Source organism: Roseibium sp., from assembly GCF_965276855.1.
Lineage (GTDB): Bacteria > Pseudomonadota > Alphaproteobacteria > Rhizobiales > Stappiaceae > Roseibium.
Genome location: NZ_OZ255700.1, coordinates 1,529,195 through 1,555,924, shown reverse-complemented (window position 1 = coordinate 1,555,924; position 26,730 = coordinate 1,529,195). Strand labels below are relative to the sequence as shown.

General features: G+C 56.4%; 23 protein-coding genes. 7 read left to right on the top strand and 16 right to left on the bottom strand.

All coding sequences use genetic code 11. From position 1 onward, the window contains the following. Nucleotides 1-60 precede the first annotated feature (60 nt). The 3 genes from ACQY4Z_RS07045 (at nucleotide 61) to ACQY4Z_RS07035 (ending at nucleotide 2,885) form a co-directional block, all read left to right on the top strand. A complete protein-coding gene (locus ACQY4Z_RS07045; protein ID WP_428527903.1) occupies nucleotides 61-1,272 on the top strand; it encodes a hypothetical protein in 1,212 nt (403 codons plus the stop codon). Beyond that, complete coding sequence (locus ACQY4Z_RS07040) at nucleotides 1,269-1,784, top strand: N-acetyltransferase family protein (protein WP_428527901.1); 516 nt, start codon at nucleotides 1,269-1,271, stop codon at nucleotides 1,782-1,784. The genes ACQY4Z_RS07045 and ACQY4Z_RS07040 overlap by 4 nt, the downstream gene beginning before the upstream one ends. A 231-nt stretch (nucleotides 1,785-2,015) precedes the next feature. Then, entirely contained in the window at nucleotides 2,016-2,885 is an 870-nt protein-coding gene (locus ACQY4Z_RS07035) for a methyltransferase (protein ID WP_428527899.1), read from the top strand. A 50-nt stretch (nucleotides 2,886-2,935) separates the two neighbouring features. Here ACQY4Z_RS07035 and ACQY4Z_RS07030 read toward each other — a convergent pair whose 3' ends face one another. The 3 genes from ACQY4Z_RS07030 to ACQY4Z_RS07020 form a co-directional block, all read right to left on the bottom strand. Continuing rightward, nucleotides 2,936-3,370 (bottom strand): glyoxalase superfamily protein, encoded by a 435-nt coding sequence (locus ACQY4Z_RS07030; protein ID WP_428527897.1) that lies wholly within the window; start codon nucleotides 3,368-3,370, stop codon nucleotides 2,936-2,938. A 352-nt stretch (nucleotides 3,371-3,722) separates the two neighbouring features. Continuing rightward, nucleotides 3,723-5,183, bottom strand: a complete 1,461-nt coding sequence (gene dnaA, locus ACQY4Z_RS07025; RefSeq protein WP_409689402.1) for a chromosomal replication initiator protein DnaA — start codon at nucleotides 5,181-5,183, stop codon at nucleotides 3,723-3,725. A 991-nt stretch (nucleotides 5,184-6,174) separates the two neighbouring features. After that, the gene (locus tag ACQY4Z_RS07020) at nucleotides 6,175-7,587 is read right to left on the bottom strand and encodes an FAD-binding oxidoreductase (protein WP_428527895.1); all 1,413 of its coding nucleotides are present in this window, start codon (nucleotides 7,585-7,587) and stop codon (nucleotides 6,175-6,177) included. Between the two features lie 171 nt (nucleotides 7,588-7,758). On the opposite strand from ACQY4Z_RS07020, the gene fabI reads away from it, so the two are divergent. The 3 genes from fabI to ACQY4Z_RS07005 all read left to right on the top strand — a co-directional run bounded on the left by fabI (nucleotide 7,759) and on the right by ACQY4Z_RS07005 (nucleotide 10,634). Next, on the top strand, nucleotides 7,759-8,577 hold the full coding sequence (fabI, locus tag ACQY4Z_RS07015; protein WP_428527893.1) for an enoyl-ACP reductase FabI: 819 nt from the start codon (nucleotides 7,759-7,761) through the stop codon (nucleotides 8,575-8,577). Nucleotides 8,578-8,676: 99 nt separating this feature from the next. Continuing rightward, complete coding sequence (locus tag ACQY4Z_RS07010) at nucleotides 8,677-9,330, top strand: histidine phosphatase family protein (protein ID WP_428527891.1); 654 nt, start codon at nucleotides 8,677-8,679, stop codon at nucleotides 9,328-9,330. Between the two features lie 122 nt (nucleotides 9,331-9,452). Beyond that, complete coding sequence (locus tag ACQY4Z_RS07005) at nucleotides 9,453-10,634, top strand: DUF3095 family protein (RefSeq protein ID WP_428527889.1); 1,182 nt, start codon at nucleotides 9,453-9,455, stop codon at nucleotides 10,632-10,634. A 30-nt stretch (nucleotides 10,635-10,664) separates the two neighbouring features. Here the strand turns inward: ACQY4Z_RS07005 and ACQY4Z_RS07000 are convergent, their stop codons facing one another. Further along, the gene (locus ACQY4Z_RS07000) at nucleotides 10,665-12,923 is read right to left on the bottom strand and encodes a putative bifunctional diguanylate cyclase/phosphodiesterase (protein ID WP_428527887.1); all 2,259 of its coding nucleotides are present in this window, start codon (nucleotides 12,921-12,923) and stop codon (nucleotides 10,665-10,667) included. A 268-nt stretch (nucleotides 12,924-13,191) separates the two neighbouring features. On the opposite strand from ACQY4Z_RS07000, the gene aroC reads away from it, so the two are divergent. After that, on the top strand, nucleotides 13,192-14,277 hold the full coding sequence (gene aroC, locus ACQY4Z_RS06995; RefSeq protein WP_428527885.1) for a chorismate synthase: 1,086 nt from the start codon (nucleotides 13,192-13,194) through the stop codon (nucleotides 14,275-14,277). An 18-nt stretch (nucleotides 14,278-14,295) separates the two neighbouring features. On the opposite strand, the gene ACQY4Z_RS06990 is transcribed toward aroC, so the two are convergent. From ACQY4Z_RS06990 to ACQY4Z_RS06935, 12 genes are all read right to left on the bottom strand, one after another. Then, nucleotides 14,296-14,856 carry a hypothetical protein gene (locus ACQY4Z_RS06990; protein WP_428527883.1) on the bottom strand — a complete coding sequence of 187 codons (561 nt, stop codon included), beginning with the start codon at nucleotides 14,854-14,856 and terminating at the stop codon, nucleotides 14,296-14,298. A 24-nt stretch (nucleotides 14,857-14,880) separates the two neighbouring features. Beyond that, complete coding sequence (ribB, locus tag ACQY4Z_RS06985; RefSeq protein WP_209176947.1) at nucleotides 14,881-16,200, bottom strand: 3,4-dihydroxy-2-butanone-4-phosphate synthase; 1,320 nt, start codon at nucleotides 16,198-16,200, stop codon at nucleotides 14,881-14,883. Between the two features lie 72 nt (nucleotides 16,201-16,272). Further along, nucleotides 16,273-17,391: a class I SAM-dependent methyltransferase gene (locus ACQY4Z_RS06980; protein ID WP_428527880.1), complete on the bottom strand. Its 1,119-nt coding sequence runs from the start codon at nucleotides 17,389-17,391 to the stop codon at nucleotides 16,273-16,275. 3 nt (nucleotides 17,392-17,394) lie between these two features. Then, nucleotides 17,395-18,627, bottom strand: a complete 1,233-nt coding sequence (locus ACQY4Z_RS06975; RefSeq protein ID WP_428527878.1) for a class I SAM-dependent RNA methyltransferase — start codon at nucleotides 18,625-18,627, stop codon at nucleotides 17,395-17,397. A 49-nt stretch (nucleotides 18,628-18,676) separates the two neighbouring features. Beyond that, on the bottom strand, nucleotides 18,677-19,417 hold the full coding sequence (locus ACQY4Z_RS06970; RefSeq protein ID WP_428527876.1) for a TlyA family RNA methyltransferase: 741 nt from the start codon (nucleotides 19,415-19,417) through the stop codon (nucleotides 18,677-18,679). A 39-nt stretch (nucleotides 19,418-19,456) separates the two neighbouring features. Beyond that, on the bottom strand, nucleotides 19,457-19,591 hold the full coding sequence (locus ACQY4Z_RS06965) for a hypothetical protein (protein WP_286189728.1): 135 nt from the start codon (nucleotides 19,589-19,591) through the stop codon (nucleotides 19,457-19,459). A 52-nt stretch (nucleotides 19,592-19,643) separates the two neighbouring features. After that, nucleotides 19,644-20,270 (bottom strand): SCO family protein, encoded by a 627-nt coding sequence (locus ACQY4Z_RS06960; protein WP_428527874.1) that lies wholly within the window; start codon nucleotides 20,268-20,270, stop codon nucleotides 19,644-19,646. Nucleotides 20,271-20,291: 21 nt separating this feature from the next. Continuing rightward, complete coding sequence (locus ACQY4Z_RS06955; RefSeq protein ID WP_428527872.1) at nucleotides 20,292-20,807, bottom strand: copper chaperone PCu(A)C; 516 nt, start codon at nucleotides 20,805-20,807, stop codon at nucleotides 20,292-20,294. Between the two features lie 36 nt (nucleotides 20,808-20,843). After that, nucleotides 20,844-21,230 carry a hypothetical protein gene (locus tag ACQY4Z_RS06950; RefSeq protein WP_428527870.1) on the bottom strand — a complete coding sequence of 129 codons (387 nt, stop codon included), beginning with the start codon at nucleotides 21,228-21,230 and terminating at the stop codon, nucleotides 20,844-20,846. A gap of 99 nt (nucleotides 21,231-21,329) precedes the next feature. Further along, nucleotides 21,330-22,778 (bottom strand): MFS transporter, encoded by a 1,449-nt coding sequence (locus ACQY4Z_RS06945; RefSeq protein ID WP_428527868.1) that lies wholly within the window; start codon nucleotides 22,776-22,778, stop codon nucleotides 21,330-21,332. 193 nt (nucleotides 22,779-22,971) lie between these two features. Then, entirely contained in the window at nucleotides 22,972-24,933 is a 1,962-nt protein-coding gene (dxs, locus tag ACQY4Z_RS06940) for a 1-deoxy-D-xylulose-5-phosphate synthase (protein ID WP_428527866.1), read from the bottom strand. 330 nt (nucleotides 24,934-25,263) lie between these two features. Beyond that, the gene (locus ACQY4Z_RS06935) at nucleotides 25,264-26,418 is read right to left on the bottom strand and encodes a helix-turn-helix transcriptional regulator (protein WP_428527864.1); all 1,155 of its coding nucleotides are present in this window, start codon (nucleotides 26,416-26,418) and stop codon (nucleotides 25,264-25,266) included. Nucleotides 26,419-26,730 lie beyond the last annotated feature (312 nt).

Below are 26,730 nucleotides of genomic sequence, written 5' to 3'. Positions count from 1 at the left end.
ATGTCATTCTTGTAGAATAGCTTAACATGATTCTGACTCAAGAAGATGATGGCGTCGTACATGACAGATTTTCCTTCGCATGCGTCCGCAACGGCGGGTTTGAAACGCACTTTGCCGGATTTACCGATGGTACTCTGGATGGTCTTGCTCACGCTGGCGCTCGCGTTAGCGAGTGGGCTTTCCGCGGGCGAGACAATCGATCGATTCAATGTCGGTTTTGGGCGTGCTCTGGGTGAGTTCGCTCTCATACTCTTGCCCTCCTTTGCATTGGCTGCTGCGCTTTCGACGCAGAACGTGGCTACCAAGGCTGTGGGAAGAACGGCGGCGTTGGCCTCACCTGCTGCAGGGGCTGGGATGATCTGCCCCGATACAGCCTACGCCGCCCTGTCACCGGCGGCGGGGCCATATAAGATCGAAACCGTGTTCGGGGCCTACACGGGCTTCAAGCTGCTCTACCCCGCAGGACCGCTGATCGTGGCCACAGGGCTAGGTGTGAGCGGCATGGAAACCGCGAAACCTGCAACGCTCCTAATGTGCGGGGGGCTTCTAACGCTGCCAGTATGGGCGGCAGGGATCCTCTGGGGGCGACTTCTGGCTGGTGCGGGACCAAATCCGGCCGTTGTCAAAATGGCGTTGAACAGCAGACACTTGTTCATCACATTTGCACCGTTTCTGGCGATGGCGGGTCTCCTGTTCATTGGCGGTGCTATTGGCCAAACGGGTCTCGGACTCCTGGACTTTCTCCTCACGCCCAAGGGCGCGTTGTGGGCAGCTGCGATCCTCGCTTTGCTGCAAACGCCATTGCAAAAACGGCGCGAATGTCTGGACAGTGCCGTTCGGCGGAGCGGATCGCTGCTGTTGATTATCGGAGCAGCAGGCGCCTTCGGCGCGGTGTTGACCGGGACGGTAAACATCGATCGTTTTGTGCCGCAGGGCAGCGGGATGCTGACCCTTATGGGGCTCTTCGTACTAACCGCGCTGTTCAAGTTGGCACAGGGATCGTCGATGGCAACCTTCGCGGCCGTCGGGCCCGTCGCTTCCCCTATCGTGATGGCCAGCGGCGTGAACGACATTGCAGCTGTTTTCGCGATCTGCCTCGGATCTTTCATCGCGATCCTGCCCAACGATAGCTACTACTGGATGGTCCGCAGAGATGCTTTGGAAAACCAGAAACAGGAAGGGCGCGCAGTTCTTATTCTATCCGGTGGCACGAGTGTGCAGGCATTGGCCGGAATGGCCGTCCTGCTGGCTGTGGTGGGGATATGGTTATGACAGAAATCCTGACCCGCTTTCCAGTGCCAGGAGATGCGACCGCGATTTCCGCAATCGATGCCCAGGGACTGGCATCAGGACATGCATCGTTTCGTGAACAGCCCCACGACTGGAGCAGTTTTCAAAACAGCTTCATGGAGGGGCGTGGACTGGCTCTGGTTGCGGAAGATAACCACGGTGTCGTCGCCTGGGCAGGCGTAAGCCCGACCTCCAAACGGGCGGTCTATCGGGGTGTGGGCGAAGTCTCGATCTATGTGTCTCCGCGCAAGCAGAAGTGCGGTGTCGGAAGAATTCTGTTGGACGCCTTGGTGATTGCGTCAGAGCAAGCCGGCTTTTGGACGTTGGTCGCCCAGATCTTTCCGGAAAACAAATCAAGTCTGTCGCTTCATGCCGGATGTGGGTTTGATGTTGTCGGGACAAGAAAGAGGCTTGGGCAGATGAGCTACGGGCCATGTGCCGGTGACTGGCGCGACGTGATCATGCTGGAACGCCATAGTCCGCTTTCTTGCTGACATCCCGGACTGCCCGTCTCTGACCTGACAGACAAAACAGAATTGTCTCCGGATCGGAGCGAACATTTATTGCAGCCGTAATGTCGTCCGTTCCGGGCCACGACTACCATTTGGTCAATGGTCCGAAACGTGCGCAGGGCAGTCACTGGAATATGGTTCAAAAATAACCATTCGACGTGCAAAATCTGGCGGGACGAGATAGGAGAGGTTTTCTTTTGTGGCTGGACACTGATGAGCGACGATCAAACCAATTTCGACGAATCTGACATGCCTGCAGCAACCGTCGAGAACGACGCGCTTGCGGAAGCTTACAATCGGGGTTTGAAACTCGAAAAGGCAGGTGATCTCGTCGCAGCTGCCGAGTCCTACCGGGAAGCTTTGGCACTCGATCCGTCCGATCCTGGCGGCGTCAGTATCCGGCTCGCAGCCATGGGCGTGGCGGAGACGCCCGGCAAGATGCCGGATGCCTATGTGGCGACCTTGTTCGATCAACACGCAGATGTCTTTGATGAAATCCTGGTCGATGACCTTGGATATTGTGTCCCGTTGCTACTTCAGGACCTTGTCGGGCGATTGCAGCTGGGACCGTTCGACCGTTTTCTGGATCTTGGCTGCGGCACCGGATTGACGGGTCTCGCGTTCTCCGAGACCGCACAGCATCTAACCGGCGTTGACCTGTCGGAACGGATTGTCGAACTGGCTTATGATCGGGAGGTCTATAATGACCTCTATGTCGGAGAAGCCGTCGAGTTTCTTGAAGAATTTGAGGAAGAAGACGGCAGCCGTCCATCTTGGAACTTTATCGCCGCAACGGATGTGTTTCCCTATCTCGGCGCGATTGAACCCTTTCTGAAAGGCGCGTCCGAGCGGCTGGTAGCGGGCGGGTATCTCGCCTTTTCGACCGAAACCCTGCCGGATGCCATGCTGGACGGACGGGACTATATGGTCGGGCCGAAGAGCCGGTTTGCTCAAGGCGAAGCTTATGTTCGAAAAAGGCTTGAGGAATTCGGTTTCGACATCCTGGCGATGGACCAGATTACCGTCCGGATGGAGGAAGGGGAGCCGGTTCCGGGCCATCTCGTGATGACCCGGAAACGGTAACAGCGCCGCAAAGAGCGTCGGGCGTTTTGTTTCAGACGCCCAATGCTGCTCTACGCAGCCAAGTCCATGACCAAATGCGGGCGCCCGTCGGACGTCCGGTTGATCGCAACCCCGTTTTCCCGAATGGTGCAGGTGACGCGGCTCCGGTAAGCGGAGAAGCTGTCAAATGTCACCACATCCACAGGGGCGTCAAACTGGATCGTCACCCTGTAGGTCCCGGTTTGCGAGGTTTTTGCGAAGCCGAGAATTTCGCCTTCGAAAGACTGGCCAAGATATGTGCCGTTTACCCGGTCCCCCACAGTGAAGGGACGGAAGCCGTTGCTCTGGGTGGCCGCATGCAATGTATTCCAGTCCCGGTAGCCATATTGTTTGGCAACCAGTTCCAGCGATTTGCTATGGCTGATGTCGGCACTGTCAGAATTTGAGATCGCGAGCCGGAGGCGTTTCGCCTGAGACTTCAGATCAGTCAGATTAGGTAAAGTCATTACGCACCCTTCCAAGAAAGGCAGGCATGTTCAGATGGGGTCCGCATTGCCATCGGCCTGCACAACTTAGTCAGGAACGATTGAAGCAGCCTGGCGGCTGCGAAGGTGTTCACCGAGGCTTGTCGCCCGCGGACGGCTGGTCCCTTCAAACCGGACGCACATGTAAGTGGCCAGTTCAAATAAATCAAGAGGGCAAAAAGAAAGCCGCACGCGGCGGCTTCAAGGGAGGGAGGAGTAGAAACTCAGGTACACAACGCTTCACAATCAAATGGCAGGGCAATCACATCTGCCATACCAAAAGGCTATTGGATGAAGCTGGCCTGAAGCTGGTGCATGTCAGGCCAGCATCGTCTCATGCATGGACGAGACGCTTCAACAGTTCGACCTCTTGGGCCAGCGCCGCATCGCCCGCAACCATGCTTTCGATCTTGCGCACAGCATGGAGAACCGTGGTGTGGTCCCTGTTGCCGAACCGGCGTCCGATTTCCGGCAAGGACCGCCCTGTCATGACCTTTGCGATGTACATCGCGATCTGGCGCGGACGGACTAGGGTCCGGGCACGGCAGGAAGACAGCAAGTCGGCCTTTGTAACGCTGAAGTGCTTGCAGACAACGTTTTGAATGTCTTCAACCTTGATCGACCGCGGCTCGCCAATCCGGACCAGATCATGCAAGGTCTTTTCGGCAAGCTGCATGGTAACCGGCTGTTTGGTCAGCTGGTTGTGTGCAAACAGGCGGTTCAAAGCGCCTTCCAGATCCCGTGCGGAGGAAATCACATAGCGGGCGATGTAGTCGATCACTTCATCCGGAACCGTGAAACCGGGATGGGTCCGGCGCGCCGAGAAGATCCGTTTCTTGAGGATATCGTGACGGAGCGCGTAGTCGGTCGCCTGGATCGTGACAACTTCACCGGTCTGGATGCGTTGGCGGACCGTGGTGCCCAAAGTGCTCATTTCGTCCGGAGCCCGGTCTGCGGCCATGATGATTTTCATCGGCGATTCCATGAGCATTTCGAGAGTTTTGCCGAACTCTTCATGGCCCTGTTTGCCGTGCAGGAACTGCAGATCATCGATCAAAAGCAGATCGATGGACTTCATGGCCTGGCGCAGAACCGGATAGGCCGGTGTGCGCAGGGCCGGTACCAGGTGGTACATGAAGAATTCAGCAGACAAATAGGCCACCCGGCGCCCACCTTTCCGTGCTTCGGTGGCCGCAGCCTGGAGCAGGTGCGTTTTGCCGATGCCGGTGGAAGAGTGGATGTAGAGCAAGCCAAGCGAGCCATCGTGACCGGCCGCCATTTGACGCACTGCTGCACAGGCGAGGCTGTTGGACGTTCCCTCTGCAAATGTATCGAAGGTCAGTTTCGGATTCAGCGCGGCACCATTCAGGAAATCAGCTGCAGCATCTTCGCCCGTGTCTGCCAGGCAAGGGATGGACGCAGCCGTGTTAACCGAGCCGAATTGAGGATTTGTGGCAAATGGGGCAGCCCGGCCGCTGATGCGGCGTGCCTTGATCGGTTTTGGTGACTGGCTTCCAGCCGGCCGCGGACGGAGCGCGCCGCGAACCGTCAGCTCAACCCGGCTGATGTCGTCGTGCTGCCGCTGCCACAGGTTGACCAGCTGCTTTTCGTAATTGCTCAAGATCCAGTTCTTGAGAAATGGTGTCGGGACCGACAAACGAACCGCATCTCCGTTTGTCTCTTCGTGTTTTACCCTGCCGAACCAGTTGGAGAAAATGTCTTCGCCCAGTTCATTTTTCAGTTCCGCCTTCACCCGATCCCAAGGATCGGACACTTGTAGAGTCTGAACCTGCATTGTGGCCTCCATCCAAAGAAACGCACTCGTCGCTTCTTCACGTGCACTGTCCTGCCTGACTGCGGTTGCTCTTGCCGCAGCCTTTTGGCTGTTATCTGGCCTTAACGGCCGGTTGGCTTATTCTTGCCTATGACAACGTTAACTATTTGCTTACCATATTTTCAAATAGCTAATTTTTATGGGGTCATAGACGTTTTGTATTGTAATTTTTGTAGATGCCCAGTCTTCGATTCTGTTGATTGGGGAAGGAGACTTGCCCTTTTACTCGCCGCCGAGCAGAGAGCTAGATCCCGCCCAGTATTCCTCCTTGGTCTGCTATTGGTTCCTGCCGTTGCAAGTTTGGATTTTAGGAAATTTTTAACTATTTCGAAAATTATCCAGAAGTTTTCAAAAGGTAAGCGCGAAAATAGGGAATTCTTTGTATGTGAATTCTGCGATCGCGCTGAGAAATAATGAGAATTTTCCCAAGGCGGCGTTCGCCGAAAAAACGGCCCGAATTCAGGATGGACCCGATTTTTTTTGAAAATTTGCCTTTTCGGCAGTGGATTTGTGGGAAAAACCTGGCCTTAGGAACTTAGGACTGAGGCGGGGTAAACCGTCTTTTGACCACTTGGTCAGAATCAAAAAATTCGTCTAAACAGGCATTTACTTCACAGAATGAAATTATCGGGTCAGCAATCGCCGCTAAGTCGGTTGGTCTGTGCGTTCCTGTTCAGGGCATAAATCGCTGCAATGTGGTAAGTTTGACAATTGCACGCCTCAGCAGGAATGCTCCGCCAATCCGTTTGGCCTACCTTTTGACGCCGTTTACCGAACCGGCAAGTACAGCATTCACTGTTGGAAGTAAAAATAGACATTTACTCCAAAGGGGAGTGAGCGCAGCCGATGGATATTGCCAAGTGGCTGATTTTTCAAAGCAGCAGTTTTGCGTGTTGAGCCCGACGAGGCACACGGCCTAGGGGAGGCGAGCACCTCCCCATTTTCAGTATATTTAGAGTACCCGGCCCGGGTTCATGAGGTTTTTCGGATCGAAGGCCGATTTGATCCGGCGCATGAGATCGAGCTCGATCTCAGATTTGACGTCGCGCAGCAGATCCTTCTTCAAACGCCCGATGCCGTGTTCGGCAGAAATGCTGCCGCTAAAAGCTGCAACGATGCCGTGGACGATCGCATTCATCTCGTCCCATTTTGCGAGGTAGGCTTCCTTGTCCGCGCCAACCGGCTGGCTGACATTGAAATGGATGTTGCCGTCGCCCAAGTGGCCGAATGGCACCGTCCGGCACCCGGGAACGAATGCTTCGACGGCAGCAATCGCCTCATCGAGAAAGTCTGGAACAGAGGCAACCGGTATAGAGACATCATGCTTGATGGATCCGCCTTCGGCTTTTTGGACTTCCGACATGCCGTGGCGAATGTGCCAGAAGTCCTGAACCTGGGTAAGGTTCTGGGCGAAGGCTGCGTCTTCAACCAGCTCGGCTTCAAAAGCTTCGCCCAGAATGCCTTCCATAAGGTCCCTGACCGGGAACACTTCAGAGCCGCTGGACAGCTCCATCAGCACATACCAAGCGTGTTCGCCTTCCAAGGGATCCCGTACCCCGTCCAGATGATCGAGACAGAATTGCACGCCGACACGCGGCATGATTTCAAAACCGGTGAGCAGCGGTCCGGCCTGCGCCTTGGCCATTGAAAAGACCTTCAACGCGGCATGCGGGTTGGCGAGGCCGATAAACGCAGCTTCCAGTTTCTTCGGCTTAGGAAACAGCTTCAAAGAGGCTGCCGTAATAATCCCCAGGGTGCCCTCTCCACCGATAAACAATTGTTTCAAATCATAACCGGTATTGTCCTTGCGAAGGGTGCGCAGGCCGTTCCAAATCTCACCCGTCGGCAGCACAACTTCGAGCCCGAGAACCAGGTCGCGGGTGTTGCCATAAGCCAGCACGGCGGTGCCCCCGGCGTTGGTCGAAATGTTGCCGCCGATCTGACAGGAGCCTTGCGCGCCGAGTGACAGCGGGAACAGGCGATCGACTTTTTCAGCCTCGTTTTGCACCGTCTCAAGGATCACGCCGGACTCTACGGTCAGCGTGAAACCGTCCGGATCGACGGCCCGCACTTTGTTCATCCGGGTGAGAGAAAGAACGATTTCGTCCCCGGATTCCTGCGGAATTTGACCGCCGACGAGCCCGGTGTTCCCGCCTTGCGGGACGACCTTCAGATCGTTCTCATAGGCATAGCGCACCACCGCACTGACCTCTTCGGTGGATCCTGGCCGCAGCACCATTGGCGTGACACCTTTATAGAGGTCACGCCACTCTGTGAGGAACGGGGCTTGGTCTTCGGCGGTCGTCAATACGTTGGCTGCGCCGATCATTTCGGCGAAGCGTTCAGCGTGAGGGGAGGGCTCCATAGTCGGGATTCTCGTCCTGTTCCGTGATCAAATTTTGCGGCCAACATAGTGATTGAACCGGCCCCCGTCGACGCTTCATTCCGTCTCGGTCTGACTTGAAGGAGAAAATGCCTTGTGCCATAGGAGGCCAGCCCGCTCGGGTGGTGAATGGAATCCTAATCGGAGAATACGATGGCGGAAACGCGCGGACTGATGAACGGCAAACGTGGCTTGATCATGGGCTTGGCAAACAAGAAGTCAATTGCCTGGGGGATCGCCAAATCGCTTGCCGATGCCGGTGCCGAGCTTGCCCTCACATACCAGGGCGACGCTCTGAAGAAACGCGTGGAGCCGCTTGGGGACGAACTGGGTGCGTTTGTGGCCGGGCATTGTGATGTGACCGACACTCAGTCCATCGATGACGTGTTCAAGGCGCTTGAAGAAAAGTGGGGCAAGATCGACTTTCTGGTTCATGCCGTTGCATTCTCCGACAAGAACGAGCTGACCGGCCGTTTCGTTGATACGACCGCCGATAACTTTGCCCGCACGATGGACATCTCCTGCTACTCGCTAACCGCTGTCACCCAGCGCGCGGAAAAGCTGATGACCGATGGCGGGTCGATTCTCACCATGACCTACTATGGTGCAGAGAAAGTCATGCCGCACTACAACGTCATGGGTGTTGCCAAGGCGGCTCTGGAAACCAGCGTCAAATACCTCGCTATGGATCTCGGACCGCAAAACATTCGCGTCAATGCGATCTCTGCCGGACCGATCAAGACGCTGGCGGCGTCCGGTATCGGCGACTTCCGCTATATCTTGAAGTGGAACGAATACAATTCTCCGCTGCGCCGCTCTGTTACCATTGAGGAAGTCGGCGACAGCGCCCTGTTCCTCTTGTCCGATCTTGGCCGTGGTGTCACTGGCGAAGTCCAGCATGTCGATTGCGGCTATAACATCGTCGGCATGAAAGCCGTCGATGCGCCGGATATTTCCGTCGTCAAAGATTGACGCTCAGGCAGCAAGCCGAGGCGGGCCCCGCCGGGCATATTCCAATTTCAGCGCTCCGGCTTATATCTTGCCGGAGCGTTTCCATATCCGGACATCTTCATGACGATCGTACCTGCGCCCAAAGCCCCTGAATATCTGAAGAAGCTTTTTGATCCCGGATTCCTGATTTTTATCCGCCATGGTCAGACCGACTGGAATGCCGAAGGCCGGATGCAGGGCCAGAAGGACATTCCCTTGAACGCCCACGGCGAAGGCCAAGCGACCAACAATGGCGCGCTTTTGAAGGCGTTTTTGGAGAAGGAGGGGATCGACCCGGTTTCTCTGGACTTTGTCGCGTCTCCGCTTGGCCGGACACGGGCGACGATGGAACGTGTGAGGGCGGAAATGGGCCTTGCGCCGGATACGTACCGGCTCGAAGACCAATTGAAGGAAATCACCTTCGGCAACTGGGAAGGTTTCACGCTTGAAGAGCTGGCCGTAAATGATCCGGATCTCGTCGAACAACGGCGCTCGGACAAGTGGCGTTTCGTGCCGCCGGGCGGGGAGAGCTATGAGATGCTTGCAGATCGCATCGGACGGTGGCTTGTGACCGTTGACCGTCCTTCGGTCGTGGTGTCCCATGGCGGTGTCTTCCGGGTTCTGCGCGGTCTTCTGGAAGGTGGCTATACGGACAAGGTTCCGAAATACGATGTTCCGCAAGACAAGGTGTTCGTTTGGCGGGACAGCCAGATGACCGCTGTTGAAACAATCTGAGAGCAACCCGGCCGCTTACGGGGCCGGTGTCTTGACGCATATGTGAACTGAAAGCGGTCGGTGCGGTCATCGGATGCCGAGCTTCAGTCCGTATGAATCTGTACTCATACGGAGACAAAGACATGTCCGCAGAAGACTTCTATTCCGAGCTTCCTAGCTGCCAAGATTTCAAGTCGGACAACATACGTAACGATTTCATTCCCGTTCCGGAAGACTGGGTCGTCCTGACTGCCGACATCGTTCGATCCCGCGACGCCATTAACGCGGGACGCTATAAGCACGTCAACATGGTCGGTGCGGCCGTCATTGCCGCTGTCCTCAACAAGACTGACCGAGAGCGCGTGCCCTTTGTTTTCGGCGGGGATGGGGCTGTTGTCGTCGTTCCAGAGGCCGACAGAAAACTCGCAGAGGAAGCGATCGCCAGCGTTGTTGCTCTGGCACGGGATGTTGTGGATCTGGAATTGCGGGCTGCGTCCATTCCGGTTGCAGACATCCGGAAAAGAGGCGGCGACATCAAAGTCCGCAAATACTGCCTCAGCCCGGGAAATCACCTTGCCATGATCATCGGCGACGGCTTGCTGATCGCGGACAGGATCCTCAAAGACCCCGAGGCCGTAAAGCCCTATGCTTTGGCGGCATCTTCCGATGATCCCGTTTTGAGCGGATTGTCCTGCAGATGGGAACCGTTGGATGCCCAAAATGGACACATCGTTTCCGTCATCTTGAAACCGGCGACGGACGAGAGTTTGCCGCAGATTATCGAGGGATTGGCCGGTGGACTTGGTTTTAATCCGCTGACAGACGACGAAAAGCTCCGTTTGGCAGAGGGACCGCGTCTGAAGTTCCGGTTTCCGCCGCGCACCTTGTCCCTGGAAGCAAGTTTCGGGTCGCCGGGCCGCTGGCTGAAGGGTTATCTCATGGGGATCGTGGAGAGCCTTTTCTTTATGTACGGGTACTACACCGGACGCCGGGCAGGGCCCTTCGAGCCCAAGACATATATTAAAGAACTCAGCCTCAACACAGATCACAGGAAGCTCGGGGACAGTTTGCAGCTTGTTCTCGACCTGACACCAGACCAGTTGAGCGCGCTGAAAACGTATCTGGAAAGCCAGTCAGAAGCAGGCCAGCTGATCTACGGGCTCCATGTGTCTGACAGTGCCCTGATGACCTGTTTCGTGCAGGATGTGTCCAACAACCAGCACATCCACTTTGTGGACGGGGCCAATGGCGGCCTGTCTTTGGCTGCCATCGATTTCAAGAAGAGGCTCGCAGACCGGGTCGCAGCTTCTCAGATCACCAATTGATCCGCCGCTAGAATTCGCAAGTTTAGAGGCTCACGCGGTTACAGCATACATCTTGCCGTCCGCGTTCAAGACCGACTGCCGCTGGATCATGTCCAGGATTTCACCTTCCGGAATAGCCTTTGAGACCAGAAAACCCTGAATGTAGTCGCAGCCGTTTTGCTGTAGCCAGAGCCGTTCGCCCTCGGTTTCAACGCCTTCTGCCAAAACACTGATATCGAGGCTCTTGGCGAGATTGATCAGGGCGCTTGTGAACTTCTGCAGGCCGGGATTGGTGTCAACACCGGTGACAAAGCTGCGGTCGATCTTCACGCGATCCACCTTGAGGTCCCGTAGACTTGAAATGCTGGAATGGCCGGTGCCGAAATCATCGAGTTCAATGAAAAAGCCAAGCTCTGACAGGCGCGCAATGTTGGCCTTGACCGGCATGGCTGCGATCTCGTCGATCATGACGGCTTCAAGGATTTCCAGGTTGAAGTTGGAAGGCTTAAGACCGAGGCTGACGATCTTGGCGTAGATCTCTTCAGCAACATTTTCCTGCTCCAGAAAGCTCGCTGAAACGTTCAATCCGAGATGAATGCCATGCATGTCCCGGGTTTCGAGCGTCGTTGCCAACGAGAGCACGTTCTCACGAACCGCTGTTTCGATAAGTTCCATGTATCCGGCATCTTCTGCGGCGGGCAGGAAAGCGCCTGGAAAGCGGACCTGATCTCCATCTATCCAACGGGCGAGGGCTTCCGCGCCGATGATCTGTCCGGTGTGGATATCCACCTGAGGCTGATACCAGGGAACAATGTTGCCATGTTCCAGAGCCGAGAGGACTTCCTTGGCGGTCTCCGCGTTGCTCTCGAATATGGCACGCATCATCGGCGAGAAAACTTCGAGCTCTTTCGATCCCTTCTGTTTGGCCGCGCGCAAGGCAAGTGTTGCGTCCGTCAGAATGTTTTCGCTGAGTGCTGTGCTGGCCTTGTGGAAGGAAACCCCACCATTGGCATCGATTACGGTTTCCTGGCCTTCCACCACCTTGACCGAGCAGATTTTCTTCAAGACCCTCCGGGCAAAGGCTTCAAAGTCTGCGATGCAGTTGGCGTCCCGGCGGAGCAGGGCAAACTCACTGCCTCCCGTCCGGCAAAGGAAGTCTTTAGGACCTGCAACCGCCGTGAGGTCGCTCGCAATGGCCCTTAAGATCATGTCGCCAGATTCGTCCCCGAAACGATGATTGATTTTCCGAAACTGACGGATATCGAACACGACAAGGCCCGATGTGCCGTTTGCGCTGGACGGACGCACGGTTCTCAGCGCTTCCAGAAGAGCTCTGCGGTTCGGCAGGCCGGTCAGCGGATCGTGAAATCCAAGTTTCTCGAACTCCTTTTGGGTCCGGTCGGCAAGTGCCCTGACAAGAACAGCGCCGATGCCAAAGGCGATGAGAATGACGGCTGTTGCTACAGCACCTGCCAAGGAGACCGCTTGAATCGTGTCCTGCTTTTCCGCGATCAACGCGTTTCGCAGATAATCCAGCGTCTCCCGCCAAAGCGTGTACGCTGCCTCGACCAGCATGGGCTCCGCAGTTATAACGGGCTCGGCGTCGATATCGGCACCTCTTTGGGCCTGTATCGTCGAGGTCAAGAATTTCGCACCCTGGGTCTGAAAAGCCACGTTTGCTTCCCGGTACTGGCGAGCCTTGAGGCGCAGGGCATCGGCTGCCGGGCCGGTGAGATCCGTGAATAGCAACACGGTGTCGCGGGCCGCACCATCGGCGGCCACTTTGAACTGACCACCTTGGACTGGGACCATCATCTTGTCCCAGACGTTAATGGTGTCCTTTGCAGACAGGAGTTCGGCATTCTCGCGCATTTTCGACGTTTCGATAATGACGGAGGGCAGAATTTCAGTCAGCAAATGAGGGAGTTTTGTTGTCTCGTACGGACTGGATGATGAGATCTTGGCAAGGGCCGCAATCGAAAGTGCCAGACTTCTGGCATGTCTCAGCGATTTGGAGACATCTTCTTCCGTCGCAAATTCTGTCAGTTGGGTGTCCAGATAGTCCGCATAATCAGGGCCACCGAAGCGGATAAGCTGGTTGCGGTAGTCGTCTGGGATCTCCAGTGACGGAACGCCACGCGACTTTTCCTCCGTCAGTGGTCCCAGCGCTTGAAGCAGGCCAACGCCCTTCAAACTGCGGTCAATCGCGCGGACACTTTCGAAATTCCCGTAAAACCAAAGCGAGGCAAAGAGCAGGCTTGGCGCCAGCAAGAAAATGATCAGACCTGTTAGCCAACCACGAATGCGCACGATAGAATCCCGCTGACCTCAACTTAGGGCAACACGATAAAGATTGGTGTTTAACGATTGGCAAATCCGGTTTTATAAAAACGGGTCTATCGCCGGTTCACACGTATAGGTGATCTGTTTTTGATCAATCAGCGATTTTCTTGTTTTCTATCATTTTGACGTGCGTCGAAATAGAAGACCGCTCCAACGCCTCATGGGCTTGAGCTTCAAGGGCGGATGGCTTATCGCTCGCAGTCTTGGTTCACGCTGCTTTTTGGGAAAGCCACGGATGTCGCACAACAGTTTCGGTCACATGTTTCGGGTCACCACTTGGGGGGAAAGCCACGGACCTGCAATCGGCTGTGTTGTTGATGGCTGTCCGCCGCTCGTTCCGCTGACCGAAGCCTACATTCAGGGCTTCATGGAAAAGCGTAAGCCCGGCCAATCCAAGTACACGACCCAGCGGCGTGAGCCTGATGAAGTGAAGATCCTGTCCGGCGTCATGGTTGATGAAGACGGCGTGCAGAAAACAACTGGCACACCGATTTCGTTGATGGTTGAGAACACGGATCAACGGTCCAAGGATTACTCGGAAATCAAGGATCGGTTCCGCCCAGGCCACGCCGATTTCACCTATGATGCGAAATACGGCATTCGCGACTATCGCGGCGGTGGGCGATCCTCTGCCCGTGAAACGGCGATGCGTGTTGCTGCCGGTGCCGTTGCGCGGAAGGTTCTGCAGGGTGTCACGATCCGCGGCGCTCTGGTTCAGGTTGGGCCGCATAAACTTGATCGCGGCAATTGGGACTGGGCGGAAGTCAACAACAACCCGTTTTTCTGTCCCGACGCGGCAGCGGCTGCCCAGTGGGCAGAGTATCTCGACGGGGTGCGCAAGGCGGGGTCCTCTGTCGGCGCGGTGATTGAAATCGTGGCGGAAGGTGTGCCAGCTGGTTGGGGCGCGCCGATCTACGGCAAACTGGATACGGACCTGACCGCAGCGATGATGTCCATCAATGCGGTAAAGGGCGTTGAAGTTGGCAACGGCTTTGAGTCCGCGACCTTAACCGGTGAAGAAAACGCCGATGAAATCCGCGTGGATGATGTCGGCCGACCGGTGTTCCTGACAAACAATGCCGGCGGTGTGCTCGGCGGGATCTCAAACGGTGATCCGCTGGTGGTGCGCTTTGCGGTCAAACCAACCTCGTCGATCCTGACAGAGCGCAAATCGATCACGCGTCAGGGCGAAGAAGTCGACGTGATGACCAAAGGCCGCCACGATCCGTGCGTCGGCATTCGTGCCGTTCCGGTTGGAGAGGCCATGATGGCTTGCGTTTTGGCCGACCACATGATCCGCCACCGCGGCCAGGTCGGCTAAGATTGAACGACCGAAGGTTTAGACAAACTTGAACGTCCGGATGCGGGTCAGAACTTCGTCCGGGTCGCCGACAAGGGTGTGCAGGTTGACGGAAATCAGCTCCCGGCCGTGTTCGCGTTTGCTGCGCTTCCAGTTGCGCATTGTGAACCGCTTCCACAAGGGTGTGTGCTGGCCTTGAGTGACGGCGTCTTCCAATGGGCGGGTTAGAAGCACGTTCAGTTTGATCAACTCGATGCTGCGGACACTCGTGCGGGTCAGATCGATCATCCGGATGGCGCCCCAATCGATAAAGCCGATTCGGTCGATAAAAAGTCCATCCTCATTCGCGCCCAACTGTGGGCGCTTTTTCTCAAGCATTGGAAAATGCCAATAGGCGATGACCGCTGGACCAAGCGCTGCAAACAGCAACAGGTACATGCCGGACACGATGCTCACGACTGCGAAGAGACCTGCAAGCAGCATACAGCCATAGACGATGGCCTCGCTGTTCCGTCGGTCGTAGCCGATTGTGAACGGCGCGGGAGCTGGCTTTTCAGATCCCTTGCTCTCGGCTTCCTTGTCGACCACCTGATCTTTCATGCAGCATTATCCAATCTGTTGACCTCACAAGTCGAGGATCTCTGTTTCGTCGATCTTGATGTCAAATCCCTCCAGCCCAACGTAGTGCCGCTCACGGGAGGCCAGCAGACGAATGGAGCTGACACCCAGATCTTTAAGAATTTGAGCACCCAGTCCGACTTCCCGCCATTGTTCCTGTCTAGCTTGCGCGGAGCTGTGGTCTTCGGTTTCCGCAGCTTCGAAATCCGATCTTGGCCTGGTGGACTGACGGGCAACCCCCACAGATCCCTCGCGCAGATAGACAACAACGCCGCGTCCCCGGTCGGCAAAATGCTTCATGATGGTGTCAAGCGGGCGGGCATCCCCGAACGTGTCGTCCAGTACTGATTCCAGCTGCAGGCGAACCGGCACGCTGCGACCATCCAGAATATCACCATAGACGATGGCAACGTGGTGCATCGGGTCGTAAGGCGTGGAATAAGTCATGGCGTAAGCCGGGCCTGCAATGGTCTCGACCGGCTGCTCGTTGACCCGCTCAACCATGCGTTCTGTGCGCTGGCGCCAGGCGATCAGGTCGGAGACCGACACCATCTTCAGATCATATTCGGCGGCAAATTCGGCAACCTGCGCGCCGCGTTTGACCGTGCCGTCGTCATTGACCAGTTCACTGATCACACCAACCTGTTCAAGGCCGGCCAGGCGGCACAGATCGACAGCGGCTTCCGTATGCCCGGACCGGATCATGACGCCGCCTTCCTTGGCAACCAGTGGGAAGATGTGGCCGGGACGGACAAAATCGTCTGCGCCAACATTCGGGTTGGCCAGCGCCCGCACAGTTGAGCAACGCTCTTCAGCCGAGATCCCGGTGGTCAGGCCCTGGCGGTAGTCGACAGAAATGGTGAAGGCTGTTGCGAGCGGCGCATCGTTTTCCGCAACCATCGGGTCGAGGCGCAGCCGCCGCGCATGGGCCACAGTCATCGGCGCGCAGATGATCCCGGATGTGTGCCGAACCATGAACGCCATTTGTTCAGGCGTGACCTTGGAGGCGGCGACAATCAGATCGCCTTCGTTTTCACGGTCGTCATCGTCTGTCACGACCACCATTTCTCCACGTTCGAATGCGCGGATTGCTTCTGCGACACGGGCCTGGGACACGGGATGCTCCTTGGTTGTAGCTAGTCCGAGAAAGTCGTTTGGAGTGACTTCGCCATTCGTGGCGATGGCGATCTTGCGGGCCATATCGCGCGACACCCAGACATTCGGGTCGTTGCACAGGGCGGTAACGGAGGCAGGGGACAGGTTTGCCCGGCGCGCGAAGGCGCTGCGGCTTTCCCCTGTTTGCAAGAGCCAATGATCCAATCTCATAAGACCGGATATACGCCCTTCGGCTTTCAGTCACAAGACAAGATGCAGAAAAATTTCAGTAATACTGAAAGGTCAGGTGGTCTTCACGAATTCTGCAGCTCGGGACACGAAGGCGGGCCGCATCCAGCGTTCATCAAGCCCCACATCCGCGCACAGGCTTGTGAGGTCCTCACTCAGATAAGAGGTATAGTACGGCTCGTGGAACAGCTGCGGAAAAATCGTCAAGAGACCGTCGTAATCCGGCACATCGCCGGTTTGCAGGCTGTCGACGAACAGAAACGAACCGCCTGGTTTCAGGACTCGGGCCACCTCGCTTAAAACCTGGCGCCGGATTTTCGGGGGCAATTCATGAAAAAGGAAAACGCACGAGACAACATCGAGCGAGTTGTCCGCGAAGGGCAGCTCTTCGGCCAGCGCGGTCACATATCCGGCGCGCGGACTTTTGAACCGATCCCGGGCAACGTTGAGATAGGGCTCTGAGAGGTCCAATCCGATCCCGGACAGGCGTGGAAAAGCATTGAGCGCAGGGCGGAGCAAGCCACCAGTGCCGCAAGCAATGTCGACATAGGCGATCTTGCGCTGGTCCTTGCGTTTCAGGATTTCCGCGAAGGGAAGGAGGGCCTTGCGCCGCATTGCAGCCGTTGCCCCGGAAAACAGGACATCAACCTGGAAATCATAAAGCCGTGCGCTGTCTTCCGACAGCCAGCCATCTGTCTGGAAATGGAAGTTCTGGCGGTAATAGCGTGGAAGCGCATCGGCAAAGGCCGGGCCGTCCTGGTTGACTTCCTGATGGGTGTTTTCGGCCCGCCGCCGCGCCACTTTGGGCACATCCTTGAAAAAGGCCTGGCTGGTCTGCAACAGCTCCCTTGGGCTCAGGGTGCCGTCTGAAGGCATCGGATAGATGCCATCTTCAACCGCCTTTATGTCCTCGGCAAACAACCTGACGATGTCGGTGAGCATGCGGCGCTGGCTCGGGACTGGGCCTTCCGGGGTGACTTTCGGCGTTTCGGGCAGGTCCTTTTGAAGCCGCAGGTTCATGCGGCGCATAGCTTCGGAATGTAAGGTGTAGAGCGCGACACGGCTGCCCTGATGGGCCGCATAGCGAAGCCTGCGGGCAACTTTGGCAATCGGGGGCGGTGACCGGCGCAAGCCCTCTTTGTCAGACGCATTCCGATTTGTCACCGCAGCCATGGTTCACTCCCGTTTCAAAACTGCCACCGCCTCAATATGGGGCGAGAAGTGGAACTGGTCTACCGGGGTGACAGAGTGAAGCGCATAGCCCCCGTCGATCAGGATCCTCAAGTCCCGGGCCAGCGTCGCCGGATTGCAGGAGACGGCGACGATCGTCTTCACTTTCGATTTTGCCAGCATCTCAGCCTGAGCTTGAGCTCCGGCACGCGGCGGATCGAAAACAACCGCGGCAAACGGCTCCAGCTCTTCCGGCACCAGCGGGCGGCGGAAAAGATCCCGCTTTTCAAAGGTCACCTTCTTCAAGCCCTGCGGCTTGCGTAAGGACCGGTCGAGCGCGGCAATCGCAGCTGAGTCGCCCTCAACCGCATGGACGTTGGCTGCACGGGCAAGTCTCAGCGCAAAGGTGCCGACACCGGAAAACAGATCTGCCACGGTCTTGGCCTTGCCAACACCTGCGGCAACAAGTTCTGAGAGCGCCTCTTCAGCGGCATGCGTTGCCTGCGTAAAGCCTCCCGGTGGCGGGACGAGGACGGTGCCGCCCATGTCGAGCAAGGGCGGGCGCACTTCCAGAAGGACTTCGCCGTTCACACTGAGGCGGGCCAGATCCAGCTCCACGGTCTTCTGGCTCAACGCCGGGATCTTGCGGTCATAGGCCTTGTCGGCCTTGTCAAAGGCGACATCCAGACCTGAGGTGGTGCTGAGCACGGTTATCCGGAGGTCGCCCTTCTTCGGCACCAGATCAGCGGCCAGGGATTTCAGGCCCTTGAGTGCGCTGGTGATGCTTGGATCGAGCACCGGGCATTCAGAAATGTCGACCAGCTTGTGGCTGGCCTTCTCATGATAGCCGAGAAGAACCGCGCGCCCGGCCCGGGTCGCCGTAAAGACCGCCCGCCGCCGTCCGCCTTCGGTCGCTGCGATGGTCTGTGCCACTTCAGCGTCTATGCCCTGGGTTTTGAGTGCTTTTTCGACGAGGTTCCGTTTCCACGACAGATAGGGCGCCTCGGCCAGATGCTGCACCGAGCAGCCGCCACAGGCCGCATAATGCCGGCACACCGGCTCAATACGGTCCGGCGATTGGGTCAGATAGACCGGTTTCCGCGCTCGGCCGTTCTGGACCTTGGCCTCAACAGTCTCGCCTGGCAGGCCTCCGGCCACATAAACAGGCCCGGTATCGGTGATAGCAATGCCATCTCCCCGATGGCCCAGCTCGGTGATTTCTAGTCGCGTCTCAGTCATGGCCGAGCGATACAGGCGAACGCAGGTCGGGGCAAGCGATAGGTCGGCTTTAGGCCGCTTTCTTCCCGTAAAGCAGCCATTCGGCGTTGCCGTCGCCGCCTTTGACCGGAGAGGGGATCAAGTCCCCGGCGGTCCAGCCCGGCACGGTCCCGAGCCAATCTTGCAGGTGCTTGGCTGTTGCCTCGGCAATCTCCGGATCCACCAGCCCGCCTTTGCCGATGTTGTCCTTGCCCGCTTCAAACTGCGGCTTCACTAGAAAAATTCCGTCCGCCCCCGGCGCTGCTAGATCGAGAGCAGGAGGGAGAGCGAGTTTCAGGGAAATGAAGCTGACATCGGAGACCAGCAGCTCGGGTTGATCGCCGCTGAGGTGCTCAAGGGTAAGCTCGCGCGCATTCAGCCCGTCCTGGGCCAAAACTCTGGGATCGCTGCGCAAGCTGTCGTGCAGTTGGTCATGCCCGACGTCTATGGCATGGACTTTTGTTGCCCCGTTTTGCAGCAGAACCTGTGTGAAGCCGCCGGTCGACGCGCCGATATCAAGGCAAATCTTGTCTGCCGGTGAAACATCAAAGGCACGCAGTCCTTCGATCAGTTTCAGTGCAGCGCGGGAGACGTAGCCTGCCGCGGGATCTTCCACGGCAATTACAACATCCGCGGCGACTTTTTGAGCTGGTTTGCCACAGACCACGCCGTTCACCGAAACTGTGCAGCGCAAGATCGCATCCCGGGCACGGGCTCGGGAGGGAAAGTGACCGGTGTCGACAAGGTGCTGATCAAGACGCTGTTTGGACATCAGAACGGGCTAATCAGAAAGGAAAGGGACGGTGGGTTGTCAAAAACACCCGGCAATTGCGGAGATGAGACGGTCGACATAAACCCGCTCGCCTGCATAGAGCCACAGCATTGCGGACAGCGCGACAAGGCTTGTCGCGCCAAGCGCCAGTCCGAAATAAAGTGACGTTTGCATTCCGCCCTTATCCTTTCATCCAAACTATCCGACGCAATCCTGTCGCAATTCGTCAGGACGAGGCCGGGGCATTTTCGATCAGCCGCTTGAGTTTGGCCAGTGCTGTTTCTTCCACTTCGCCGTACGCGATGGTGCCGACGAACTTGTTGTCTGCATTCATCAGATAGACGGCCGCAGAATGGTCCATCGTATAGTCGCCGTCGTCAAGCGGAACCCGTTTTGCATAGACCCGATAGGCCTTCAGCATTGCATCCACGTTTTCGCGGGACCCGGTCAGTGCCAGGATGCGGTCATCGAAGGCTCCGACATAATCGCGCATCACATCCGGGGTATCCCGCTCCGGATCAACGCTGACAAAGGCGTAGTTGAGTTTGTCTGCATCCGGACCCAGGACCTCAATCCAGCCCTGCAGTTCCGACAAGGTTGTGGGGCACACGTCCGGGCAATAAGTGAAGCCGAAGAACAATACCGTCGGTTTTCCGGCCAACGTCTGGTCGGTGACGGTTTCGCCATCTCCGCTGACCAGTTCAAAAGGACCGCCGATGGCAGCGAGCGGCTCAATCAAGGCCCCGGAATTGTTGCTGGAGGTGGTTTGCAGATAGACAAGCGCGCCGGCCACGCAGGCAAGGACGGCGACTGCCGCCCAAGCCACGTACCGGAAGAGTTTCAAACCTGACATGGTTGGCTCTCCCTTAAAGACTTAGTTGTGGTTCATCTTGCTGTGGTCATGACCACTGTGATCCATTTTGCCGTGATCCATGGCTTTGGCACCCATCTTGGCGACCAGCAACTCGACGGCAACATCACCAGCTTTTTCAAACGTCAAAACCACCGGAATGGACGTGCCTTCCTCAAAGGACTGGTTCAGTCCCATGAACATGATGTGCAAGCCGCCGGGCTTCAAGGCGACGGTTTCGCCTGCCGGGATCTCAATGCCCTCTTCCATCTCGCGCATTTTCATCACGCCGTCGGTGACGGCCATTTCATGCAGCTCGACTTTCTTCGCGACGTCGGAGTTGGCTGAGACAAGACGGTCTGCCTCTGTTCCGGTGTTGATGATTTCGATAAAGCCACCGCCTGCCTTGGCTTTCGGCGGTGTTGCCCGGGTCCAGGCGTTCGACAGGTCAAGGGATCCGGCCGAATAATCGGCGGCAACAGCAGTCATGGAGGCGAGCGAAAGCGCAGCAGCTGCTGCAACGGAAGTCCAGAGTTTCATTTGAATATTCCTCGTGTTCTGAGTGTTTGGTTCGGGTCAGACACGAAGGACAGGCGGCGCACGAATTGGACCGCTTTTGCCAAAGGGAAACTGTGGTGCGCGTTGCGCGTGGTGGGGCGTGTTGAGGCCTATCGGATCATTGGCCGACAAGCGCTCAATCTGCGCCGGAGCAAGGCACGGGCCAGCTGCACAGCCGTGCGGACAGCTCGTCGCGCAAGTGCAGGTGATCGGGTCATGCGCACCTTGGGTGGAAGGGTCTACATCCGCAGTGAGGCAGAGGCTCGCCAGCCCGTCACCAGCAATCGAGCCGGTGGGTGCGAGGGCAGTGCCGAGTGTGATCAGGATCAGCCGGACGGCAAACGCAAGCGCCGTGAGCGCCACCAATGGTGTCCGCTCTTGCCGCAAAATCCGCAGTGTGCTCATGCGCCGTTCCATGGGGCGGCTATAAGCTGAATGCGGACTTCTGTCGAGCGGCGAAACAGCGCAGAAGTCCGATTGTCCGCTCAAAAGGACTCCAACACGTCAGGTTTTGTTTGCCGGTTTTGCTGGTTCCTCTGACACAGTCCCGGAGGGGGCGCCTTCCGGGGCGCCGTCCTTGAGTGATGTGTCAGCGCCAACTGTATCATCGGCGGGAACAGCCTCGGTCTCGTCTTTTTCCGTATCGTTAGAAGCCTCAGTGTCGAAGTTGTAGATGTCATCTTCATAAGCCGGGAACTCTTCCGGCGGGATGACATACTCTTCGTCTTCAGCGTTTAGCTCTTCAGTCGAAATAACGGTACCGACCTGCGCCGTTGCAGCATATTCGAAGTCTGTCTTTTCTTCGGCCGTCAGGGCGTCGCGGGTCAGGACGCGCGTGAAGATGAATGCGGCCATCAAGACGTTGAAGGCAATCACCATCACGTAGAGGCCAGAGGGACCCATTTGGCCCATCAATGCCGAAGCGATCAGCGGGCCGACGATTGAGCCGATACCGAAGGACAGGAGCATGCCGGATGAGGTCTCAACAAAATCCTCTTGTGCTGCGTGGTCAAACGCGTGCGCAACGGCGATCGCATAGAGCGGCTGCGAGAACATGCCGACAAGAACGGCTGTGCCGGCAGCGATCATGAATACACTTGGCGAGAAGACCACGATGGCAGCCGAGGACGCGGCCGTTGCCAAACTGAGAAAGATAAGAACAAGGCGCCGGTCAATGCTGTCGGATAACCGGCCGACCGGCCATTGGGCAATCAATCCTCCGCCAATAATCGCTGCTGCATAAAAGGCTGCCTCATTCGTTCCGAGACCAATTTGAGATCCATAAAGAGGGGTTAGTGTCAACAACGCGCCCTGCGAGATTCCGATAAAGAAAATACTGACAAACGCGGCTGGCGAATTTTTATAAAGCTGAACGGGCCGGAATCGGACCAGGGTAATTGGAGCCGGCTGTGCGGATGTTGTCAGCGATACCGGCATGACAGCAAGGCTCACACTTACAGAGGCGATTACGAAGGGAATAAAGGACGCGATGCTCATGGTCGCGATTGAAACCTGCCCTAGCATAAGGGCACCGAACAGGATCACGATGTAGACTGACATGATCGTACCGCGATTTTCGTTCGTGGCACTCTCGTTGAGCCAACTTTCGACAATCATATAAAATCCGGCGAGCGCAAAACCCGACACTATACGAATGAGGACCCAGGCAATTGGATCGACGATGACCGGATGCAGGATTGCAGCGGCGGACATCAACGAAACGAGCGCTGCAAATGTCCGGATGTGTCCGGCCCGCATGATGAGCATTGGCGCCCCGAGACACCCCAAAACCATGCCGACAAAATAGGCTGACGAGACCGCGCCAATCTCTAAGTCGCTGAAGTAAAACCGGTCCGCGGCCAGCGGCAAGAGTGTCGTCTGCAGGCCGTGGCCGAAAATGAGCAGAGCGACCGAAAGCAAAAGAGCGGATACTGAGAGAAGTGTCTGTGCCATGGCAGCCTCCGGAGCATCGCAGCCTACCAGCGAGTGTCTCCAAATCGGGCGAAAACAAAAGCGCCAGCGAAGTGCCGGCGCAATTACAACTACTATCTAGCGTTAAGTGGTTTTAGACAATTCTGTCAATCGAGGTTTCGCGTCTTGTGCTTGTCCAAATACGCCATTCAAAGATGACCTGGTTGACAAAAAGTCATGCGCGTTGCGAGCCGGTCATGAATTCGGTGCCAAGCGCTGCAAAGACTGTTTTGAGAATACCGTCCTTATCGAGACCGGCAGACGCGTACATGGACGCCGGTTTATCATGATCCTGATATGTGTCCGGAAGGGTCAAGGTGCGGATCTTAAGGCCGGCATCCAGCGCGCCTTCTTGAGCCAGTGCGCTCAGGACATGGCTGCCGAAACCGCCGATGGATCCTTCTTCGATCGTCACAAGCACTTCGTGTTCGCGCGCAAGCCGCCGGATGAGATCCATGTCGAGCGGTTTGGCAAACCGGGCATCTGCAACAGTTGTGGAAAGACCGGCGGCATCCAATTCATCTGCGGCTTTCAAACACTCAGCCATCCGTCCGCCGAAGGAGAGGAGCGCCACCTTGGTGCCTTCGCGCCGCACAATGCCTTTGCCGATTTCCAGAACAGTGCCGCGTTCCGGCATTTCTAGCCCAACACCTTCGCCGCGCGGATAGCGGAAGGAGAGCGGGCCGTCATCATAGGCAACAGCAGTCGCCACCATGTGCCGGAGTTCGGCTTCGTCAGAGGCAGCCATCACCACGAAGCCCGGCAGGCACGCAAGATACGCGGTATCAAACGCACCGGCATGGGTGGCTCCATCTGCGCCGACGAGACCTGCACGGTCGATCGGAAACCGAACGGGCAGTCCCTGGAGAGCGACGTCATGGATCACTTGATCATAGGCGCGCTGCAGGAACGTCGAATAGATCGCGGCAAACGGCTTATAGCCTTCCGTCGCCATGCCGGCCGCAAAGGTCACCGCATGCTGTTCGGCAATGCCGACATCATAGGTGCGCTCCGGGAAGGCTTCGCCGAAGAGGTTCAGGCCGGTGCCATCGGGCATGGCCGCTGTGATGGCGACCACCTTTTCATCTTCTTCCGCTTCCTTGATTAAAGACGTTGCGAACACATTGGTGTAGCTCGGCGCATTGGCCTTCGGTTTGGACTGTTTGCCCGTGACCACGTCGAACTTTGCAACGCCGTGATACTTGTCTTTCGCGCCCTCTGCCGGCGCGTAGCCCTTGCCCTTCTGGGTGACAGCATGGATCAGGACTGGTCCATTGTGCGTATCGCGGACGTTTTTCAGGATCGGCAGGAGATGCTCAAGGTTATGCCCGTCGACCGGGCCGACGTAATAAAAACCCAGCTCTTCAAACAACGTGCCGCCGGTCCAGAAGCCCCGGGCATACTCTTCTGCGCGGGCCGCTTTTTCAGCCAGCTGTTTCGGGAAATTCTTGACGATGTTCTTCGCTGCACCGCGCAGCGACTGGTAAGTCGGACCTGAGACAAGCTTGGCGAGGTAGGCGGACATTGCGCCGACCGGTGGTGCGATCGACATATCGTTGTCGTTCAGGATGACCACAAGCCGGGAGCCGAGATGCCCTGCGTTGTTCATGGCCTCGTAAGCCATGCCCGCAGACATTGCCCCGTCGCCGATGACGGCAATGACGTTGTTGTCGCCATCTTTCAGATCGCGGGCAGCCGCCATGCCAAGACCGGCAGAGATCGATGTCGACGAATGGGCGGTGCCAAACGGGTCGTAGATGCTCTCAGAACGTTTGGTGAAACCCGACAGGCCTCCTGGCTGGCGCAGGGTCCGGATCCTGTCCCGCCGTTCGGTGAGGATCTTGTGCGGGTAGCTTTGGTGACCAACGTCCCAGATAATTCTGTCGTCGGGCGTGTTGAAGACATAATGCAGCGCGACCGTCAGCTCCACGACACCCAGACCGGCGCCCAAATGCCCTCCGGTTATGGAAACCGTATCAATGGTTTCGGTGCGCAACTCGTCGGCCAACTGAGTGAGCTCGACTTCATCGAGCTTGCGCAAATCGGCCGGAGAGGACACCTGATCGAGCAAGGGCGTATTTGAATCTGCAGTCACGCTGGGGAATGCTCCGGAATAGAAAACATGGCGGGCAGCCATACACCAACCTTATGTATGGCGCAAACGCCGCACGATCAGGGGGCTGCACCTCAGAATGTTCTTCAGTGTTAATTGCTTGTGAGTGAGTTGAGTGTGAATGATTTTCAATGCACGCAATGCGCGAATTTTATTACAAAATCCTTGAGCAGTCACCCATTTGGGTGATGCATACATTATTAATATGTATTAAACCTTTAAGTGTGGTCGATGGGGCCACGTGCACAGTGATCAACTTGGGGTCGTAATTGCGCGACCCCATTTTTTTGTCTTTTTAGCGTAGTTATTCTTTAAAATATTTGCCGGCTGATTGCCGATGTTTGGGCGCTTTTGTCACACCAGCCCGGATAGCCGGTACACCAATTGGACCAACTCCAGTTGTGTCCGCACGGCTGTTTTGTCGAATATCCGGCGAAGGTGAGTTTTCATGGTGTTGCGCGTGATGTTCAGCAAGTCGATGGTTGCAGAAACGGAGCCGGTTTCCGCCAAAGACCGGGCAAGATGCGCTTCGGACTGTGAAAGGCCGAGTTCTTCCTGCAGGATGGTCTCAACGGATTCCGGTATGTTGGCTGGCTGGCAAACACGGAGTAGAATCCAAGGGTCATGTTTATCTCCCGATACCGCCTCGATGGTAACCCGGTTTAAGTTGCCCGACTGATCACGAAGACAAAAACCGGACCGGAAAAGAGCGCTTTCTGACTTGGTATCTTGTTTTTGACCAGTCTTATGCGGGACTCTTGCAGTGGGGGGGGCGGACGATATATCCGACAGAAGCATCTCCAGCTCTCTGTTCCGGATCTGCAGTTTCCCCCGCGCCATAAGCCCGACGTCCAGATCTGCCAGAACCGATAGCCCGTTTTCATGTTCAGCTATGACGATGCGCTGTCTGTTAACGAGAACGGAAGGAACCGTGCAATGGTTCGCAAAAGCTTGCTGAATACGGCTTTTCCGCTTTAGCGAGTCAATGTTTGAGATCGCCTCGAAACAGGTCTCCAGGATTTTGGACACTTTTGTAAAAGCAAGAACGGTTTCTGCTGAGGTCGTTTCTGCCAGCGATACGCCATCAAAGCGCAGGCCGAACATCATGGTCGAGCCTGAGCTATCCCGTATAATGCGAATGATCGCCGATCGGGATGAGGCTTCAATTCCAGATGTAAGAGATGTGTCAGGTGCATCGAGCTTTGATATGTGACCTTCGTGAATTTGGTACACGGCACCTGTTTGGGCCAATTCAAGCAAAAACTTAAACGCGGGCACCCCTTGATGGTGGACAGGGCCACTCAAAAAGTCTTTGAAGGCGTCTGCATGCGCTAGTCCGGTAAACCGCCCTGTTGCAAATCCACTGCTGAGATATTCTGCCGCGCATGCTTTGCAATTCAGAAACTCACTGACCTTGTCCAGAAATGGTTGCCAGTCCGTTTGGTCTCCAATCTTTCCAAAGGCCTCTTTCAAAAGTTCCAGTTCAGCGTCTTTGCTTAATGAGGGCATTTCCAATCGCTCAATAGATGTCCTTAAACATTACAAGCTAAGCGCAAGGATAACACTGAAAAATATTCAAAAACCGGGAAAAAAGATATGAATTCTTCACTGCGACCGAAATAAAGCGAAGTTTCAGGTGAGAGTGTTTTGCAATTGATTTATAAGTTTGAATTGTTTTTTTTGAACAATGCACGTTATAAGTGTTTTTATCAGCGGGTCCAACCCTGCCGTAAAGCTGCGGAAACCGGTCCGTGGCAGGAACTGCGTCCCGTACTTTTTTACGTGGTCTGCCGGCAAACGTCAGCGATGGCGGAGCCGATT